Source organism: Limosilactobacillus walteri, assembly GCF_014830205.1.
In the GTDB taxonomy this organism is placed as follows: Bacteria; Bacillota; Bacilli; order Lactobacillales; family Lactobacillaceae; genus Limosilactobacillus; species Limosilactobacillus walteri.
This window is the reverse complement of record NZ_QORN01000018.1, coordinates 27,636-47,124: the sequence shown is the minus strand read 5'-3', so window position 1 is coordinate 47,124 and position 19,489 is coordinate 27,636. Positions and strand designations below refer to the sequence as shown.

Here is a 19,489-nt window from a genome sequence, read left to right as displayed (position 1 = left end):
ATCCTTGTGGTGGATCACGTTTTTTATTAGTTTTCAAAAATTGGTCTAGATGAGTAGAATGGTGTAAAATATAATGGTGCGCAACGTTTAATAAACAGTGGCGTAAGGAGGAGAGAATAAATGAGTTCACCTGTCTATATTCAAATTCATAATCAATTGCGAAAAAATATTGAAGATGGCAAGTGGAAAGTTGGTGAGAAGATTCCTGCTGAACGTGAACTAGCTAATGAATTTAGTGTTAGTCGAATGACTCTGCGTCAAGCAATTCAAGCCCTAGTCGATGAGGGAATTCTCGAACGCCGGGTTGGCTCGGGAACCTTTGTCGCTAATCGTAAGGTTCAGGAAAAAATGTCAGGAGTAACGAGCTTCACGGAGCTAATGCAGGCAACGGGTAAAAAAGCTGCCAGTAAAACTATTTCTTACCATCTAACTATTCCATCACAAACGGAAGTAGAAAAATTAAAATTAGCTCCTGGTGAACAAGTTTTACGGATGGAGCGGGTTCGCTATGGAAATGAGGTGCCGATTTGCTATGAAATTGCTACGGTTCCCGCGATCCTTGTTCAAAAATTTAGTAAAGAAGAAGTAACTACTTCTTTTTATCGGACGCTGGAAGAAAAGGCTAACCTATACCCCGGTCATGCAACACAACATATTTCTGCTACTAAGGCTACGGAAAAGATTGCCAATTACTTACAGATTAAGCGGGGAGACGCTCTATTACGGATGACCCAGTTATCTTACCTACAAGATGGTCGGCCATTTGAATATGTCCACACCCAATATGTTGGTTCACGGTTTGAATTCGTTTTTGAAAAGTAAACTTTAAAATATTAAGATAAATCCGTGTTACAATACGACTAACTATATTACTTAATTGAGAGGAATTATACTAATGAAATTTGATTATCCGGATGATAGCTTTACCCTTCATACTGATGCGTATGAATTGAGTATGATGCAGACATATTGGAAAAAGGGATTAGGAAACCGTCGTGCGGTATTTGAAGCTTTCTTTCGCAAAATGCCATTTCAAAATGGGTATGCTGTATTTGCCGGGTTAGATCACATCATTCGGTATGTAAAGCAGTTGCATTTTACTGATAGTGATATTGAATACCTTAAGTCTACGGGTCAATTTGATGCAGACTTTTTGGAATACTTACGTGATTTTAAGTTTACGGGCTCCATCAATAGTTTTGAAGAAGGAGACTTGGTCTTTAACCATGAACCGATCTTCCAGGTCGATGCACCGATTATTGAAGGACAATTGATTGAAACAGCTATCTTAAATATTCTTAATTACCAAATTATGGTAGCAACAAAAGCCTCCAGAATTAAGTCAATTGTCGGTAACCAGACAGTAATGGAGTTTGGCTCACGACGGGCGCAAGAGTTTGATGCTGCCTTGTGGGGAACTCGAGCAGCATATATCGGTGGCTTTGATGCAACAAGCAATGTTCGTGCGGGTAAATTGTTTGGCATTCCGATTTCTGGAACCCATGCCCACGCGCTCGTTCAGGTTTACATGAATGATTATGATGCGTTTAAGGCCTATGCTGAAACTCACCACAATTGCGTTTTCCTTGTTGATACATTTGATACCTTAAAGAGCGGGGTTCCGAACGCAATTAAGGTTGCTAAAGAATTTGGCGATAAAATTAATTTTGTGGGTGTTCGGATTGATAGTGGTGATATGGCGTACCTTTCAAAGAAAGTTCGCAAGATGCTTGATGATGCAGGTTTCCCAGATGCGCAAATCATTGCCTCCAACGGTCTAGACGAAAAGACGATTCAAAATCTGCAAATGCAGGGGGCCAAAATTGATACGTGGGGCATCGGTACAAAGTTAATCACGGCTTACGATCAACCAACGTTAGGAGCAGTTTATAAGCTGGTAGCGATGGAGGATGCTCACGGAGATATGGTTGATACGATCAAGATTTCAAACAATGTTGCTAAAATGTCAACCCCTGGCAAGAAACAGGTTTGGCGGATTAACGACCGCGCTGACCTTAAGAGTGAAGGTGATTATATTACCTTAGTTGATGAGGATCCACGTCAAGAAAAATCACTTAATATGTTCAATCCGAACTTCCCGCTTCAGCAAAAAGACGTTGATGACTTTACTGCCCGCCCAATGCTCAAGCCAATTTGGCGCGATGGTGAGTTTGTTTACGATGAACCCACCCTTGAAGAAAGCCGGCAGCATCGGTTTGATAGTCTAAACGCTTTGTGGGACGAATATAAGCGGGATCTCAATCCTGAAGTATATCCAGTTGACTTATCACAAAAGTGCTATGACAACAAGCTTGCGTTAATTCACAAAGTTCATGAATATGTTAAGTCATTAAACAAATAGAGGTAGTTACCAGTGCGAAAGTATCAAGAAGAAATAATTAAGACATTGCAAGTTAAGCCCCGCATTGATCCCCAAGAAGAAGTGCAAAGACGGGTTAAGTTTATGCATGACTTTTTACAAAAAACAGGGATGAAGGTTCTGGTGTTGGGGATTTCTGGTGGTCAAGATTCAACCTTAGCTGGGCGGCTGGCCCAGTTGACAATTGAACAGCTGCGTAAAGAAACTAATGATGATGCTTATAAATTTATTGCGGTCCGCCTTCCCTATGGCGAACAGGCAGACGAATCAGATGCAATGGCGGCAATTAACGACTTCATTAAACCTGATCGGGTAATGCGGGTTAATATTAAGCCTGCTACTGATGCAATGGTTGATTCCCTAACAGTTGCAGGATCACAGATTAGTGATTTTAATAAGGGAAATATTAAGGCACGTGAACGGATGATTGTCCAGTATGCGATTGCGGGGCAATTTGGCGGAGCAGTGGTTGGTACCGACCATGCGGCGGAAGCAGTTACCGGTTTTTATACCAAATTTGGTGATGGTGGTGCCGATATTACACCACTAGCCGGTTTAGATAAGAGACAGGGAAAACAATTATTAAAACTCCTTGGGGCACCGGCTAAGCTTTACGATAAGACTCCTACTGCTGACCTCGAAGAAGATAAGCCAATGCGACCGGATGAGGAAGCATTGGGAGTGCGCTATGAAGAGATTGACGATTATCTTGAAGGGCGTGATGTTTCGTCAACAGCAGCGGATAAGATTGAGGGATGGTATACCCGAACACAGCATAAGCGCCACTTGCCGATTGCGCCCCTCGATACATGGTGGAAGTAGTAGTTAGTAATGATTGTGAGGCTGAGGATGATAATTTCTTAGCCTCCACCTTATTTTTAAAATCAATTATTTTGGAGGAAACAATGGAAGAGGAAACACTTCAACTTGTTAGCAAACAATTACCTGATATTCGCCCGCAGCAAATTAAAGCGGCCCTCGGTTTGATGGATGAGGGGAATACGATTCCGTTTATTGCCCGTTATCGGAAAGAAATGACAGGAACGCTTGATGAAGTTCAATTACAGTCAATTCGTGATGAATATCATCGGGTGACCACGCTTCGTGAACGACAAGCAACAGTTATTAATAAAATAAAAGAGCTGGGTAAACTGACACCAGCTCTGGAAAAACAGATTAACGCGGCAACAGAGCTACAAGCGGTCGAGGACCTTTACCTCCCATACAAACAAAAACGGCAGACAAAGGCACAACAGGCAAGAGAACATGGCCTTGCCCCCTTGGCAAACTGGTTGTTATCATATCCAGATGATAATTTAACTGAAAAGGCTCAGGAATTTATCAATGATGATGTTCCAGATGTCGATAGTGCATTGACGGGGGCCCACGAGATTCTTGCCGAGGCAATTAGCGAAATGGCAACTGTCCGTAGCTGGCTTCGTAACTATACTGCCCAACATGGTCAGTTGGCAACGGCACTTAAACGAGATGGTGAAGAAAAAGATGAATTAGGTACTTATAAGCAATATTATGAGTTTACCAGCTCGCTTCAGAAACTAAATTCGTACCAGATCTTAGCCTTTAACCGGGGTGAAAAGGAAAGCGTAATTAACGTAAAGATAACAGTCGATGATATGCCGGTAATGAATTACCTTCATTTTCGATTGATTAAGACAAGCAAGCAAAATGAAGCGACAGCCTTTATTGAAGAGGCATATAAGGATGCATATAAACGTTTCTTAGGTCCAGCAATCGAACGGGAACTTCGTCGGCAATTAACGGAAAGTGCTGACGAGCAAGCAATTAAAGTATTTGGTGAAAACCTTTACCACCTTTTGATGCAGGCTCCGATTAAAGGAAAAGTCGTTTTGGGCTTTGACCCGGCCTATCGGACAGGGTGTAAGCTAGCGGTGCTTGATGAAAATGGTAAATTCTTAACCAAAGCTGTTATTTATCCCCATAAACCCGCGCCGGAAAAACAACGGGCAACGGCAGAAAGCGAATTTATTGAACTGCTTGAGAAGTACAATGTTGAGATGATTGCAATCGGCAACGGAACAGCTAGTCGTGAATCGGAACAATTCGTTGCGGAGGCGCTAAAAAAGGTTAAACGGCCAATCTATTATGTAATCGTGAATGAAGCAGGGGCCTCGGTTTATTCTGCCAGCAAGGAAGCCCGTGATGAGTTTCCAGACTTGCATGTTGAACAACGGAGTGCGATTAGTATTGGTCGCCGTTTGCAGGACCCGCTAGCAGAATTAGTGAAGATTGACCCGCAAGCTGTTGGTGTCGGACAATACCAACATGATTTGCCGAAGAAGGAGCTTAGCGGTGAACTAGAGACAATTGTCGAACGCGCGGTTAACCGGGTCGGTGTTAACTTAAATACGGCAAGCTACCAGTTATTGACCCGAATTTCAGGGCTTAATAAGACGATTGCTAAGAACATTGTGACTTACCGGGATGAAAATGGCCGCTACACTAATCGGACCCAGCTGAAAAAGGTTCCGCGCTTAGGACCTAAGGCATACCAGCAATCGGTTGGTTTTCTACGGATTATTGGTGGCGAAAATCCGCTTGATAATACCGATGTCCATCCCGAGAGTTATGAAGTTGCCCGTCAAATTATCGAATCTGCGGGAATTAACCTTGCTGATTTGGGAACACCAGCAGCTGAAAAGAAGTTAAAAGCAATTGACATTAGCCAGTTTACTAACGACCAGGTTGGGGCGGAAACAGTTAAGGATATTATTGCTTCCCTGCAAAAGCCAGGACGCGATCTGCGAGATTCAATGCCCGCACCATTGCTTCGCCATGATGTGATGACAATTGAAGATCTTAAGCCGGGGATGAAATTACAAGGAACGGTTCGAAATGTTGTTGATTTTGGCGCATTTGTTGATATCGGTGTTAAACATGATGGCTTGGTTCATGTTTCAAAAATGAGTAAGCAATTTATTCGTGATCCCCGTGCGATTGTTGCGGTTGGTGATATTGTTGATGTGTGGATTGACGATGTTGATTTGCAACGTCAACGAATTCAGTTAACGATGATTGAGCCGGCAGCGGTGGCAAATGAATAACGAAAGGTTGCAACAATTAACCGAGCAGTGGTCACAAGAATACTTTGGGCGTCCTTTTACGCACAGGGTATTTTTTAATCGGCGCTTAACAACAACGGGTGGCCGTTACCATCTAAATGACCATCATATTGATATTAACCCGTTGATGTATACCGAATTTGACTTAGTAAACTTACGGAGCGTGGTCCTTCATGAGTTATGCCATTACCATCTCCACTTACTAGGGAGGGATTATCATCATCGGAGCAAGGATTTCAAACAGTTACTGGCGCAGGTTGGCGGTTCAAGATATGCGCCAGCAACAAGTAAAAGGCGTGTTAATGCAAAAAGAAAGTGGCGTTATCAGTGTACTGGCTGTGGTGTCGAAATAGCACGACAACGGCGTTTTAATACTAACCGATATGTTTGCCGTCGTTGCGGTCATCATTTTATTTTAAAAAATTAAAAAAAGTAGTTGCCAACGAATAGGTATCTTGCTATAATAATATTCGTTGGTTGATATGCGGCCGTGGCGGAACTGGCAGACGCGTAAGATTAAGGATCTTATGGTCGATTATGACCGTGGAGGTTCAAGTCCTCTCGGCCGCACTATTAAAAAGCTTGAGTTTAACGACTCAAGCTTTTTTTGTTTTAAAATTCGTTACTAAAATTTAGTAAAACTTTATCTATCACTCTTGCTATTACATTTATGAAAGCGCTATACTTTAGTTGTTGTAAGTAGTAACGAGGAGGGATTTACTAATGGATGCAGATATCAAATGGCTTGATGACCCGGAAACTTTCCGTGTTAATCAACTGCCAGCGCACAGCGACCACTATTACTATGGTGATTACGATGAGTGGCAGCACCGTAATAGCCGGTTTGTCCAAAGCCTTGATGGTAAGTGGCAGTTTCATTTTGCAAAAAATCCGCAAGAACGGGTAGCTGGCTTTTATGCGACCGATTATGATAGCAGTAGTTTTGACACAATTGAAGTGCCAAGTGAAATTGAGTTAAATGATTACGCGCAAAATAACTATATTAACACCCTAATTCCATGGGAAGGGAAGATTTATCGGCGGCCAGCCTATGCGCTTAGCCCTGATGATGGTCAAGAAGGATCGTTCAGCAATGGAGCGGATAATACGGTTGGCTCCTATATTAAGCACTTTGATCTTGCGCCGTCTTTGCGGGGGAAGCAAATTCGGGTTCGATTTGAAGGGGTTGAACGGGCAATGTACTTGTGGCTAAACGGGCACTTTATTGGTTATGCGGAAGATAGTTTTACCCCGTCTGAATTTGACCTCACCCCATACATTCAAGATGAGGATAATGTGATGGCAGTTGAAGTCTTTAAGCATAGTACTGCTTCGTGGATTGAAGATCAGGATATGTTCCGTTTTTCTGGTATTTTTCGGAGCGTTAATTTACTCGCCCAACCTAGTATTCATGTTGAAGATATGAATATTAAGCCGACTGTTACCGATAATTATCAAGATGGCATTTTTAATGTTGACCTGCAACTTCAAGGGGAAAAAGAAGGGACAGTTAATGTGCGGGTAATTGATGTCGATGGTAATACCCTTGTTAATGAAACCCATCCTGTTAGCGCCACGGTTGAGGTTCGTGACCAGTACTTGGAAAATGTTAATTTGTGGGATAACCATCATCCTTACCTTTACCAATTATTAGTTGAAGTTCGTGATAAGAATGGTGACTTAAGCGAATTAGTTCCTTATCGGTTTGGTTTTCGGCGAATTGAGATTAACAAAGACCATGTCGTTCTCTTAAATGGTGAGCGGTTAATTATCAATGGTGTCAACCGTCATGAATGGGATGCTAAGCGTGGCCGCGCAATTACCATGGAAGACATGACCAGCGACATCGCTACCTTCAAGGAAAATAACATTAATGCTGTTCGGACGTGTCACTATCCCGACCAGATTCCTTGGTATTATATGTGTGATGATAATGGCATCTATATGATGGCCGAGAATAACCTTGAGTCCCATGCTACCTGGCAAAAGATGGGAGCGATTGAGCCATCGTACAATGTTCCCGGTTCAGTTCCGCAATGGCGTGAAGTGGTAGTTGATCGGGCACGAACAAACTATGAGACGTTTAAAAATCACCCATCGATTTTATTCTGGTCCCTCGGTAATGAATCATATGCCGGCGATAATCTTGTAAAAATGAATGAGTTTTACAAGGAACATGATGATAGTCGGCTTGTTCACTATGAAGGTGTTTGCCATACGCCGGAGTATCGTGACCAAATTTCGGATGTGGAAAGCTGGATGTATCTGCCGCCAAAGGAAGTTGAAGAATACTTAAAGAATAATCCAGACAAACCATTTATGGAATGTGAATATATGCATGATATGGGGAACTCTGATGGAGGAATGGGATCATATATCGCCCTTCTTGATAAATACCCCCAATATTTCGGTGGATTTATTTGGGACTTTATCGATCAGGCATTACTTGTTAAAGATCCAGTTAGTGGTCAAGAAGTAATGCGGTATGGTGGCGACTTTGATGACCGCCATTCAGATTATGAGTTTTCAGGCGATGGCTTAATGTTTGCGGACCGGACACCCAAGCCGGCAATGCAGGAGGTAAGGTACTATTATGGCTTACACAAATAAATTAAATGTTATTTATGGCGATGGAACACTGGGCTTAAGCGGCGATGATTTTCACTATATTTTTAGCTATGAACGTGGTGGCCTTGAGTCAATGAAAATAAATGGCAAAGAATGGCTCTATCGCGAACCAATGCCAACTTTTTGGCGGGCCACTACTGACAATGACCGCGGGAACGGCTTCAACATTCGTGCGGCTCAATGGCTAGGTGCGGATGTTTTCCACAAATGTAGCCAAATTCAGCTAACAGTTGATGGGCAAAAATTTACGGAATTGCCGATTGCACCAATAACTAATGAATTTAGTGATTCAATGACGGCCCAAAACGTTACAATTAAGTTTACTTATGAAACGTTAACCGTGCCTGCAACTAATGTTACTGTTGAGTATACTGTAACACCAGATGGACAGGTTAAAATAACAATGCATTATTACGGTCATCAAGGCCTGCCTGAACTTCCTGTTGTGGGAATGCGGTTTATTATGCCGACCACTGCTGAAGGTTTTGACTATGATGGGCTGGCGGGAGAAACTTACCCGGATCGCATGGCTGGTGCGAGTGAAGGAACTTTCCATGTTGATGGGCTACCGGTTACGAAGTACTTAGTTCCGCAAGAAAACGGGATGCATATGAATACCCGGGCATTGCGGATTACGCGGAAGACGACTCTTAACAATGCTGACCATGATACAGAACCGTTTAGCTTAAAAATCAGCCAAGCTGAGCAGCCATTTGCCTTTAGCTGCTTACCATATACCGCTGAGGAATTGGAAAATGCTACCCATATTGAAGAATTACCATTAGCACGGCGAACTGTTTTAGTTATCGCTGGTGCTGTCCGTGGCGTTGGAGGAATTGATAGCTGGGGTGCAGATGTTGAACCGCAGTACCATATTCCAGCTGACCGGGATGTCGAATTTTCGTTTATAATTAATCCATAACGATAGTTGAAAAATTTTTAATATAAATAAATATACCTTTCATATGAAGTAAACCCCCATAGTTGGACAAAGAATTCCAACTATGGGGGTTTTAAGTATTAAGTATTAAGCATGACTAGCATGATCTTTAGAATGAGCATTATTTTGGCCGTAATATGCATTTGCACCATGCTTTCTGTAATAGTGTTTATCAAGTAAATATTGTGGTAAATGTAAATCTTGGTGTGTTAGTTGTAGTGCGTGATAGTCCTCTTCTGCAACGACTTCAAGAACTTTAGCATTATATACTGCTTTATCTGGAGTAGGTCCCCAGGTAAATGGGCCGTGTTGCATTACCAAGGCAGCAGGAGTTGCTTCATAGTCTAGGTTACGCTCGTTAAAGGAACGAACAATTACCTTTCCTGTATTACCTTCGTAGTCTTCTTCAATTTCTTCTTTAGTTAATGCATCGGCTGCTGGAACATCCGTGTAAAAGGTATCTGCATGAGTTGTATTCATTGCTGGAATATCTAACCGTGCTGCGGCAAATGAAACGGCCCATGGTGAGTGAGTATGAACAATCCCACCAATTTTAGGGAAATGGTTATAAAGGTAAGTATGTGTAGGTGTATCGCTAGATGGATTTAATTCTCCTTCTACTACTTCACCGTTTAGATTAACTACTACCATGTCTTCTGGCTTTAAATTTTCGTAGGGAACTCCAGATGGCTTAATCACGAAAAGCCCCTTTTGTCTGTCAATACCAGAAACATTTCCCCATGTAAATGTGACTAAGTTTAACTTAGGGAGCTTCATATTTGCATCATAAACTTCTTGTTTTAATTGCTCTAACATATTAAAAAATCCTTTCTTTACCATTCATTAACATCTGCTTGTTGGATACCAACCTTGTTAAATAAATTATCAAAGAAGGCCTTTGCGGACTTTATTTCAGAAATAGAATTTTTATTGTTACCGGACCACATTTCAATAGTGTAACTACCAGAATAACCAAGTCTAACTAGTGTTCTAAGGCATCCCTCGAAGTCAACACATCCTTTTCCAAATGGAACATTCTTAAATTGTCCCTTAAATGATGGAGTTACAGCTTTGGTGTCTTTTAAGTGAACAGCAACAACATCTTCTATATTATTTTCGAGGTCTTCAGCTACATTATTCTCTGGCCAAGCACTAATATTGCCAAGGTCAGGATAGCCTTGAAGCCAAGGACTTCGAATTATTTTTTTATAATGTGCAATTTTACTTAAGGAGTTAATAAATGGATCGTCCATTGTTTCAATGGATAGCATAACTAATTTATCCGCGGCCATTTGAACACATTTTTTAAGGTTTTCAACAAATAATTCGCGAGACTCAACTGATTTATGATCATAGTAAACGTCATAGCCAGCTAATTGAATATTACGAATTCCTAAATCTGCAGCTAAGTCAATTGCTTTTTTCATTATTTCAAGTGATTTAATACGTGTATCTTTGTCATAAGCACCAAGTGGGAAACGACGGTGTCCTGAAAGCATTAATGTATTTATTCGACTATGAGTGTTCCACATTATTTTCCGAAAGTTGGCTCTCTTTTCCTCTGACCAGTCAAGGCGGGCAAGCCGTTCATCACTTTCATCAATAGAAAATTCAAGAAAGTTAAAACCAAGTTGGTGTACAAGGTTGAATTTATCTTCCCAGGTTAAACTACTTGGAAGTGCTTTTTCATATATACCAACAGGATTAATTGTCATTTTGATATACCTCCTCGTTTAAATAATAGTTAATTCACCTTAACTATATGTTTGTTTAGCAACCTTCACATTTGATATTAACATATAAGTGTGAATAAAAGTCCTAAATAACATATAAAACCATAAATTAACATAAAACGATGTTGGAAAGCGCTTACCCAGGTTATATAGTTAAATTGTAAACAAAAGGAGGTAACTACAATATGAAGTCGTACCTTATTATTGATATTGGAACTTCTAGTATGCGAGGAATACTATTTGACCAGGAAGGAAACCGCTTAAATAAATTACAACTTAAGTATCACCCTACTTATCATAAGGATGGTGGTGTTGAGCAGGATGCTAACACTTTCTACGAATATTGTGAAAAAATCTGCAAAAATGCATCAAACTTTGCCAGAGAAAACGATATTGAAATATGTGCTCTTTCAATGACAGCGCAACGTTCATCGTTGATTCCTGTTAAGAATGGTAAGCCAACTCATAGTACTATTATGTGGCAAGATACACGAGTCAATCGGTTAGTTAGTGAGTATGAAGCCTATAATGATTTCTTTATCAAAAAATCAGGCAGTCCGCTAAATGCGGTTTATCTCGGCTCAAAGATTAGTTGGTTAAAACATGAACGGCCACAAATTTATGAGAATTCCGAAAAAATGTTAAATATTTCGTCATATTTAATTTATGCGATGACAGGACAATATTCGATGGATACGACATATGGTAGTCGTACCAACATTATGAATATTAAGACATTAGATTGGGATGATGATTTACTTAAGATTTTAGAAATTGATCGTGAAAAATTACCCAAATTAGTAGCTCCTGGTGAAATAGCAGGGACGATTACTAAAGAATTTGCAGAACAGACTGGATTGGTAGAAGGAACACCATTAATTTCAGCAGGTGGTGATCAACAGTGTGCTGCAATGGGTGAAGGATTACTGAATAATGATTCCGTTTCAATTAATACTGGTACAGGTGGATATATTATTAAAAATATTGATGAATTACCTGAAATATTGAGTGATCATTTAATTTATAATGTATCTTCTGTACCTGGTAAGTATATTCTTGAGATTGATCTGTTAGCTTGCTCATCGGTTCTAAACTGGTTTATTGATAATTTCTATGGTGATATTAATGGAAATTATGACCAAATTAATAAGGATATTAAGAGTTGTTATGGTAAGAATATTAATGTAACTGCAATTCCTTATCCCAAAGGAAAATCAGTTGGAACTAATGATACAAGGATTCGAACAGCTTTTACTAATATTGGATTGTCTACTACCAAACCAGATATGCTCTATTCATTGATGACAAGCTTATTTGTTGAAATTAACGATGGAATTAATATTTTACGAGCATATGGCCCAGTATCCTCTGTAATTATTGGAGGAGGATTAACCAATAGTAAAGTTATGAACCAAATGCAAGCTGATGCTTACAACCTTACCTTACATAAATCACCGGTTACAGAATCGACGTCGATTGGGGCATTAATTTCTGTTTTAGTAAACCAAGGAGTTTATTCAACATTTCAAGAGGCTCGAGATAATCTTGTTCATGGCGAATCTCAGGTCTATACTCCTAACGCAAATAATATAAGTTATCAAAGAGAATTTAATAATCGTAAGGCACAATTGTATGATGTTTTAAAAGGTACTAAGGCAGGATTTTTTAAGGAAACGAAAAAAACAACTACTTTTTAACATAAAAATATGTTAAATTAACATAAAATGTGATTGTTTTATGTTAAAAAGTTGCAGATAATAAAAATGTAAAGAATTCATTTAGGAGGAATCTAATTATGACAGCACCAAAAAATATTAATGATGTAACACTAGAAAATTATGCGCTAAATAATTTCCCAGAATGGGGTACTTATCTTAATGAAGAAATTGCTGATTACAAAGTTCCAGCTAATAGTTTTCGCTTATGGTGGACAGGTTGCATGGGATTTTGGTTAAAAACTCATGAAGGTACTAACATCCTTGTTGATGTATGGAATGGAACAGGTAAGCATACGCATGGTGATGGTAAAATGCGTAAAGGTCACCAAATGATGCGGATGGCAGGTGTTGAAGCTCAACAACCAAATCTTCGAAATCGTCCATATGTAATTGATCCATTTGCATTTAAAGATGTTGATGCGTTATGTGTTACTCATACGCACCATGATCACTTAGACATTTATACTGCAGCATGTGTTAATAAGAATTGCCCTAACGCTAAATTTGTTGGACCACAAGGTGTGGTTGATGAATGGATTGAATGGGGAATTCCAAAGGAAAAGACAGTCGTTGTAAAGCCAGGCGATAAAGTTAAAGTTGGTGCTGTAACTATTAAGGCTCTTGAATCATTCGATCGGACTGAATTAGTTACTGAAGATGATCCTACTGTTAAATTAGAAGGTAAAATGCCACGCAAGATGAGTGAAGTTGCTGTTAATTACTTATTTGAAACTTCAGGTGGGAATCTCTACGATGCTGGTGATTCTCATATGTCTAATACATTTACTAAGCATGGTAATGAAAACAAGATTGATGTTGCTCTTTGTGCTTATGGTGAAAATCCTCGCGGCATTACTGATAAGCTTGATGATTCTCAAGTGCTTCGAATGTCAGAAGATTTAAGAACAAAAGTTGTTATTCCAATGCATTGGGATATCTGGTCTAACTTTTTTGCCGATCCAAAAGATCTTATTAAGCTTTGGGAACTTAAGAAAAACCGTCTTCACTATGACTTTAAACCATATATTCTTCAAGTAGGTGGTGGCTTTAGTTTCCCACAAAATAAAGACGATTTTGAGTATATGTATGACCGTGGATTCCATGATGCATTTACTCAAAAGCCTGATTTACCATTCCCAGAATTATTGTAGTCTGATAATAAAACTCTAAGAGGAGGAGTTAAAGTTATGACAAAGCCAATGTTACAGGTAGCGCTTGATACAAAAGATTTACCATCTGCATTAAAGGTTGCTAGTCAGGTAAGTGATGTGGTTGATGTAGTTGAGGCGGGAACTATCTTAATCTATGAAGAAGGGCTAAAGGCAGTACGTTCATTAAGAGCAATTGCTCCTGATAAAATTGTTCTTGCAGATACAAAAACTGCAGATGCTGGTGGTTCAGTTGGGGCAGAGTGCAGAAAAGCAGGAGCAGACTGGATGACTTGTATTAATGCCGCAACGATTCCAACGATGAAATCAGCTCAAGAACAGATTGAAGTTCAAGTTGAATTATATGGGAATTGGACGGAAGAACTTGCTAAACAATGGCTTGATGCTGGAATTGATCAGGTAGTTTATCACCAAAGCCGTGATGCTAAATTTGCAGGTCAAACTTGGGGAGAAAAAGATCTTAATGAAGTTAAAAAATTAATTGATATGGGATTTAAAGTATCAGTTACTGGTGGAGTTAAACCCGAAATCCTTAAGTTATTTAAGGGTGTTGACGTATATACATTTATTGCTGGTCGGGCAATTCACGGTGCGGATGATCCTAATGCAGCAGCTCTTGAATTTAAGAATGAGATAAATCGTATTTGGAAATAGTAAATTGAAATTTATAAAAGGAGCTGTTTTTGAACAACTCCTTTTATTTTAAAATTATGAGCAAAAAGGTGCTAAGTATGCTAAAAAATTACTTTTTTGATTTTGACAAAACCCTTGCGGATACGGGGAATGTATCGGTAATAGCAACCCAAAAAGCATTCCTTGCTTTTGGACTTGTCCCTCCAGCTAGAGAAAGAATTTTAGACCTTATGGGAATTCCAGCCGAAATATCAGTGCCACAGATGACTAATAAGAAATTAGCAGAAGAAGAAATAGAAAAGATTTGTACTGAATTTAGGACTATTTATAAAGTTATTGAGTTTAATAATACTAGTTTATATCCCGGTATTGGTGATTTGCTAACTTCTCTATACAAAAGCAAAAAAAGATTATTCGTGGTTTCGAGTAAAGCAGTAGCACCACTTAATCGAAATTTAGAAGCACTTGGAATACTTAATTATTTCGAGGAAATCATAGGATGTGACATGGTCGAGCACTATAAGCCAGCTCCGGATGGTATTAATTTATTGGTTGAGAAGTATAACCTCAATAAACAGGATAGTGTAATGATTGGTGATGCTCGTTACGATTTACAGATGGGTAAGAATGCGAATGTAAAAACAATCGGTGCTGAATGGGGAGCCTTTGATGTTAAAAGTTTAGTTAATGAGAATCCAACTTATTTAGCAAAAGAACCGCTAGATATTTTGAATTTCGACTAGGAGGAGTAATAAGATGTTACAGTCATTTATGAATGTTTTTACGACATTAGGAGATACAGTTGTTGTACCAATTGTTATTTTTATTGTTGCGCTATGTTTAAGAGTTAAAGCACGAACAGCTTTAATGAGTGGATTGTTAGTAGGAGTTGGTTTAACTGGATTTGGCTGGATTATTAATGCCTTTACTCCAGTTGTAACTAAAATCGTTCGACAAATGGTATCAACGACAGGGATTAATCTTCCGGTAGTTGATACTGGTTGGCAAACTTCTGCCTTAGTTTCATTTCATTCTACGGTTGGAATTACGTTCTTTATCGTTGGCCTAATTCTTGAAATTGTTCTTTTTTTGATAGGTTACACTAAAGTATTCTTTGCGACAAACCTATGGATGAACTGGGGATTCATGATTTGGGGAACATTAGCTTATTTTGTAACTAAAAATTTTTGGTTATCTTTAGGGCTTAGTATTTTTATGATGCTCTATGTTCTTTTAACAGCAGAAGTACAAGCTGATCGTTATTCTTCATATTATAAAATAAATAATGGGACAGTTGGTGCAGCTCATAATATGGAAAATGTCGTTCCTGCAATTATCTTAGATCCGCTCTGGAATTTACTTCACTTTGACAGAGTTCATCTTACTCCTGATGCACTTAAGGAAAAGTTAGGAATTTTAGGTGAGCCAACATTTATTGGTGGGGTTTTAGGAATTATTATTGGTATTCTTGGTAATATAAGAAGATTAGGAACTTTAGATGCTTGGGGACAAATTTTAGGATTTGGAGTTAAATTAGCAGCTGTAATGACTATCTTCCCGTTAGTGGCACATCTTTTTGGGCAAGCCTTCAAGCCTTTAACTGATGAAATTACCGAACGTTATAGTAAAGGTGATACTAAAGGACTTTCTGAAGAAGAAAATATTAAAAGTAAGAAGCGTTGGTTCTTAGCTGTTGATGATGGGCTAGGATACGGTGAACCAGCTACAATTATTTCGGGAACAATTTTAATTCCAATTGTAATTCTATTAGCTTTCATTCTTCCAGGAAATAAAACATTACCAGTTGTTGATTTAGTATCTATCCCTTTTATGGTTGAGTCTATTATCGCTGTTACTCATGGTAATATTCTAAAAACAATTGCGAATGCGATTGTTTGGTTTAGTCTTGGGCTTTATATGTGTAGTTATATTGCGCCAATATATACTCATGCTGTTGCACAATACGGAGTTGCTTTACCGGCAGGGGCTGTTTTAATTGCTAGTTTTAATGTTATGTGTCGACCGCTTAATGGATTGATTTTCTTAGCTTGGATTTCTGGTAATCCATTATGGATTGGTTTGACAATCATTGTTTATGCAGCATTCCAGGTGTTCTTACGGACACGACGCCAACAAATCTGGATGTATTTAAAGAAAATGTCAGATCGAAATATTGCTCCTACATCCAATAGTAATATGGCTTCAGAGATAAAAAAACAAATGATTAAGTCATAAATTATGTTAAATTATATAGAATTATGTTAATTTAAACATATATTCTAAGGGGATGGGAGATTCCTGAATATGAAAAACTCGATGAAAAATATCAAAGATCGTCACAAAAAGTTAATTGAAATCATACAGGAAATGCAGGAGACAACTGTTCATGATTTAGCTGAAAAATTAACAGTTTCGGAAATGACAATTAGGCGTGATTGTGAGACGCTTAGTAATATGGGAAAGTTACGTTTATCTTTTGGCAAGGTTAGTTATATTAATGAAAATGATACTGAAGTGCTACAAAAGCAGATTTCATTAATTAATGAAAAAATTGCTACAGCAGCAGCTGACTACGTTCAAGATGGGCAGACTATATTTATAAATTCAAGTCAGACAGCAATTAAGTTGCTAAATCATCTCAATCATAAACGTGTGAATGTAATAACTAATAATTTGCTTGTAACACAGACTAAAATTGATAGTCAACAATTTGTAATGCTGAGTGGTGGCGAAGTTAAGAGTGGATTACATTCATTAACCGGTGATAATGCTTTAGATGCCTTTCGAAGGGTTAGAGCTTCAATCAGTGTGATTGGTTGTTCAGGATTTGACATAAAAAATGGATTAACAACTACTAATATTCGTGAAGGTGAAATCAATAGAACGATTATAAAGAATTGTAATCAGCTAGTTGTACTAGCTAACTATACTAAGCTTAATAAGACTGCTAATTTTACAGTTGGAACTATTGACGATATTGATACTTTAGTGACAGATGAGTTTGCTGATGAAAATATTGTTAAGCAACTACGAGCACGAGGAATCGAGGTTATACAGGTGCCAATTACAAAATAGAAAAGATATAAACTTTAGCTATATGTTCTACAATCAATGAAAGTATTAATGATTGTAGAACTTTTTTATTCTTCTCAAGATTTAAAGAATTATATAAAAATAATCATCAACTAATAATAAAATGTAATTTAACCATGTTAAAAGTTAAACCTCATTTAATTCATTAACGTTGTCTGTAACAATTCGATGTAGGTAGTTAAATATATGTGTAAGGAAATAAAAACTACCATATAAGAATAGAATGATTAAACCAATTAATGACAATGCTAATAAACAAGTAAACCAAGCAGCTTGCTTAAAGTAAAGGGTAACGGTATTTTTACCTTTTTGTTGATGAATATAAGGCGCACCAACTGATGACCGTTGGTAATGTTTTAGGCGTTGACCATTAACTGTTAAGATCGATTCTTTATAAGTAATAATCGGTAAGCGCACTTTTTTTGATGTTTTGGCCATCCATGTTAACTGGAGTCCGCCATGCCTTAAGACAGTATGCTTATATTTGCGAGACTCGTTGATAACTTGTCGTTCATAAGCATATGAGCGGACATAGTTTTGGTTTATGTATTTTTTGGGTATTGGTAAATAGTCAGGACTACGTTTTTCAACCATTGTTAATAACTGCCCAGGATATAGGTCATGGACAGAATGGCGGATAGCAGCTTTATCGCTACTAACACGGGTAATTGCACTAAAACTATTAAGCACGACTTCAGAATCATAGCGAGCAGCCCGGGCGTAAACATCGATTGTCGTGGGGGAAAAGACTAGAAAGAGTAGTAGTATTAAAATTCCCTTTCCTAGTTGACTTCGGAGTCCAAGCGGGTCTGTCTGTTGGGTAATGACGGTCATACTGATTGCAACTCCTGCTAACAATAACGGATAGGCAATGATTGTAAGCCTGTTAGGAAATTGTAAGGTATGACCAAGCATAGGAAAAAGCCTTTGAATTGCTTCCCAGGGAGTGAAGATAGAACTAAGGAACAGTACAATCGTCCCCAGAATAGTCAAAACAGTATTAGTCAGCGATTTTTTCAATGTGCATAGGACATATATTAATTGCAAAATAAATAAAATCCACATGGCATAAATTAAGTAATCGCGGGTACTGTTAAACATCGCCGGCTGGAGGGCATTGTCTAGCAGGTTAAAATTAGCAGGATTAGCAATGTTATTGGCTAACTTAAGCATGAGTAAGGCTCCCCAGACGTTAGCGGTTAAAATAATTGTGCCGCTAATGGCCTTTATCGTTTCAAAACACATTTGACGCCGGTTTGGAGTACGGACGATCCCAATGATAAAAAAGGGGATCAACGTAACTACAAAAAATAACGAGCTTAACATATGAATTTGAATAACAACGGTCATCAATACCATCAATTGCAACCAGTTAATGGGCCGCTGCCGATTTTGAATCATGCGGACACCGCAAATAACCATGAATGGCGCCAGTGCAGCCCCCCAAGCATTCATATTTTGTGCTAATTCCCATCGTGGTAGCCAACCAATATTCATATAAATCAGTGCACACATAAGCGCATAGATTCGCTTACTATGAACACTGATTCCCAGACGATACATTCCAACTCCGCCAAGAAAATAGACAATAAAAGTAGTAACAATTTGGTATTTATACCAGGTGCCAACGACTCCTAAGATAATACCGTTTAAATAGGCGAATAATGGCCCATAGACAGCATTGATAATTCGGCCGCTTTGTTGAAAGGAGTAATTACTCTGAAAATAACTAAAATTAAATTGCTGAATTTGTTTTGCGGCATCGTAAAACCGATTGAAATGAAAAATTGAGTCAGTCCCTAAGATAACACCGTGCGAGACGATTTGGGGAAACATAATTAGGTATGCCATTGCGATGATGGCACAATAAGGAAGTCCCCAGTTAATCAAATTTGTGATTTTAGATTTCATAAAATTAATAGCTAAGCCTAGTTTAGCCTGCTAATTCCTTTCCTCGAATACTTATCGTAATAATTATACGGCAGAAATAGGTTTTACGAAAATCCTATTAAAATGATTATGAGTTTTAACTAGTTTGATTGTTAAGAACGACTAAAATGCGCTATTATAAATAGTGGCAAAGGGGAGTGAAAA

Annotated in this window: 16 protein-coding genes and 1 tRNA gene; 14 read left to right on the top strand and 3 right to left on the bottom strand. The window is 38.6% G+C overall.

From position 1 onward, the window contains the following. The first annotated feature begins 120 nt into the window (after positions 1-120). The 8 genes from DTK66_RS05110 (at position 121) to DTK66_RS05075 (ending at position 9,031) form a co-directional block, all read left to right on the top strand. Complete coding sequence (locus DTK66_RS05110; RefSeq protein ID WP_191667966.1) at positions 121-822, top strand: GntR family transcriptional regulator; 702 nt, start codon at positions 121-123, stop codon at positions 820-822. A gap of 73 nt (positions 823-895) precedes the next feature. Further along, positions 896-2,362, top strand: a complete 1,467-nt coding sequence (locus DTK66_RS05105; protein WP_153930056.1) for a nicotinate phosphoribosyltransferase — start codon at positions 896-898, stop codon at positions 2,360-2,362. Between the two features lie 12 nt (positions 2,363-2,374). Then, positions 2,375-3,202, top strand: coding sequence for an NAD(+) synthase (gene nadE, locus DTK66_RS05100; RefSeq protein ID WP_191667965.1), 828 nt, complete (start codon positions 2,375-2,377; stop codon positions 3,200-3,202). Between the two features lie 83 nt (positions 3,203-3,285). Beyond that, complete coding sequence (locus DTK66_RS05095; protein ID WP_191667964.1) at positions 3,286-5,463, top strand: Tex family protein; 2,178 nt, start codon at positions 3,286-3,288, stop codon at positions 5,461-5,463. Then, the gene (locus DTK66_RS05090; protein WP_191667963.1) at positions 5,456-5,908 is read left to right on the top strand and encodes a SprT family protein; all 453 of its coding nucleotides are present in this window, start codon (positions 5,456-5,458) and stop codon (positions 5,906-5,908) included. Before DTK66_RS05095 ends, DTK66_RS05090 begins: the two co-directional genes overlap by 8 nt. 57 nt (positions 5,909-5,965) lie before the next feature. Beyond that, positions 5,966-6,051, top strand: a tRNA-Leu gene (locus DTK66_RS05085). Positions 6,052-6,204: 153 nt separating this feature from the next. Continuing rightward, entirely contained in the window at positions 6,205-8,091 is a 1,887-nt protein-coding gene (locus DTK66_RS05080; RefSeq protein WP_191667962.1) for a glycoside hydrolase family 2 TIM barrel-domain containing protein, read from the top strand. Next, positions 8,075-9,031, top strand: a complete 957-nt coding sequence (locus DTK66_RS05075) for a beta-galactosidase small subunit (protein ID WP_191667961.1) — start codon at positions 8,075-8,077, stop codon at positions 9,029-9,031. Before DTK66_RS05080 ends, DTK66_RS05075 begins: the two co-directional genes overlap by 17 nt. Positions 9,032-9,136: 105 nt before the next feature. Here DTK66_RS05075 and DTK66_RS05070 read toward each other — a convergent pair whose 3' ends face one another. Both DTK66_RS05070 and DTK66_RS05065 read right to left on the bottom strand, forming a co-directional pair. Next, positions 9,137-9,865, bottom strand: coding sequence for an L-ribulose-5-phosphate 4-epimerase (locus DTK66_RS05070; RefSeq protein ID WP_191667960.1), 729 nt, complete (start codon positions 9,863-9,865; stop codon positions 9,137-9,139). 17 nt (positions 9,866-9,882) lie between these two features. Further along, positions 9,883-10,764 (bottom strand): L-ribulose-5-phosphate 3-epimerase, encoded by an 882-nt coding sequence (locus tag DTK66_RS05065; RefSeq protein ID WP_191667959.1) that lies wholly within the window; start codon positions 10,762-10,764, stop codon positions 9,883-9,885. A gap of 203 nt (positions 10,765-10,967) precedes the next feature. Between DTK66_RS05065 and DTK66_RS05060 the strand changes: the two genes are divergently transcribed. The 6 genes from DTK66_RS05060 (at position 10,968) to DTK66_RS05035 (ending at position 17,377) form a co-directional block, all read left to right on the top strand. Beyond that, a complete protein-coding gene (locus DTK66_RS05060) occupies positions 10,968-12,479 on the top strand; it encodes an FGGY-family carbohydrate kinase (protein WP_191667958.1) in 1,512 nt (503 codons plus the stop codon). Positions 12,480-12,577: 98 nt separating this feature from the next. After that, a complete protein-coding gene (ulaG, locus tag DTK66_RS05055) occupies positions 12,578-13,651 on the top strand; it encodes an L-ascorbate 6-phosphate lactonase (protein ID WP_191667957.1) in 1,074 nt (357 codons plus the stop codon). Between the two features lie 36 nt (positions 13,652-13,687). After that, positions 13,688-14,323: a 3-keto-L-gulonate-6-phosphate decarboxylase UlaD gene (locus DTK66_RS05050; RefSeq protein WP_191667956.1), complete on the top strand. Its 636-nt coding sequence runs from the start codon at positions 13,688-13,690 to the stop codon at positions 14,321-14,323. A 56-nt stretch (positions 14,324-14,379) separates the two neighbouring features. Further along, positions 14,380-15,045: an HAD family hydrolase gene (locus DTK66_RS05045; protein ID WP_225209001.1), complete on the top strand. Its 666-nt coding sequence runs from the start codon at positions 14,380-14,382 to the stop codon at positions 15,043-15,045. A gap of 13 nt (positions 15,046-15,058) precedes the next feature. Beyond that, the gene (locus DTK66_RS05040) at positions 15,059-16,537 is read left to right on the top strand and encodes a PTS transporter subunit IIC (RefSeq protein ID WP_191667955.1); all 1,479 of its coding nucleotides are present in this window, start codon (positions 15,059-15,061) and stop codon (positions 16,535-16,537) included. A 69-nt stretch (positions 16,538-16,606) separates the two neighbouring features. Then, complete coding sequence (locus DTK66_RS05035; RefSeq protein ID WP_191667954.1) at positions 16,607-17,377, top strand: DeoR/GlpR family DNA-binding transcription regulator; 771 nt, start codon at positions 16,607-16,609, stop codon at positions 17,375-17,377. 144 nt (positions 17,378-17,521) lie between these two features. Here the strand turns inward: DTK66_RS05035 and DTK66_RS05030 are convergent, their stop codons facing one another. Continuing rightward, positions 17,522-19,306 carry a putative glycosyltransferase family protein gene (locus DTK66_RS05030; protein ID WP_191667953.1) on the bottom strand — a complete coding sequence of 595 codons (1,785 nt, stop codon included), beginning with the start codon at positions 19,304-19,306 and terminating at the stop codon, positions 17,522-17,524. Positions 19,307-19,489: the final 183 nt, after the last annotated feature.

Coding starts and splice junctions, on each gene's coding strand:
- DTK66_RS05105 (WP_153930056.1), top strand. CDS start 896: ATGAAATTTGATTATCCGGATGATAGCTTTACCCTTCATACTGATGCG.
- DTK66_RS05030 (WP_191667953.1), bottom strand. CDS start 19,306: ATGAAATCTAAAATCACAAATTTGATTAACTGGGGACTTCCTTATTGT.
- DTK66_RS05090 (WP_191667963.1), top strand. CDS start 5,456: ATGAATAACGAAAGGTTGCAACAATTAACCGAGCAGTGGTCACAAGAA.
- DTK66_RS05040 (WP_191667955.1), top strand. CDS start 15,059: ATGTTACAGTCATTTATGAATGTTTTTACGACATTAGGAGATACAGTT.
- ulaG (WP_191667957.1), top strand. CDS start 12,578: ATGACAGCACCAAAAAATATTAATGATGTAACACTAGAAAATTATGCG.
- DTK66_RS05065 (WP_191667959.1), bottom strand. CDS start 10,764: ATGACAATTAATCCTGTTGGTATATATGAAAAAGCACTTCCAAGTAGT.
- DTK66_RS05075 (WP_191667961.1), top strand. CDS start 8,075: ATGGCTTACACAAATAAATTAAATGTTATTTATGGCGATGGAACACTG.
- DTK66_RS05060 (WP_191667958.1), top strand. CDS start 10,968: ATGAAGTCGTACCTTATTATTGATATTGGAACTTCTAGTATGCGAGGA.
- DTK66_RS05050 (WP_191667956.1), top strand. CDS start 13,688: ATGACAAAGCCAATGTTACAGGTAGCGCTTGATACAAAAGATTTACCA.
- DTK66_RS05110 (WP_191667966.1), top strand. CDS start 121: ATGAGTTCACCTGTCTATATTCAAATTCATAATCAATTGCGAAAAAAT.
- DTK66_RS05070 (WP_191667960.1), bottom strand. CDS start 9,865: ATGTTAGAGCAATTAAAACAAGAAGTTTATGATGCAAATATGAAGCTC.
- DTK66_RS05080 (WP_191667962.1), top strand. CDS start 6,205: ATGGATGCAGATATCAAATGGCTTGATGACCCGGAAACTTTCCGTGTT.
- DTK66_RS05035 (WP_191667954.1), top strand. CDS start 16,607: ATGAAAAACTCGATGAAAAATATCAAAGATCGTCACAAAAAGTTAATT.
- DTK66_RS05095 (WP_191667964.1), top strand. CDS start 3,286: ATGGAAGAGGAAACACTTCAACTTGTTAGCAAACAATTACCTGATATT.
- DTK66_RS05045 (WP_225209001.1), top strand. CDS start 14,380: ATGAGCAAAAAGGTGCTAAGTATGCTAAAAAATTACTTTTTTGATTTT.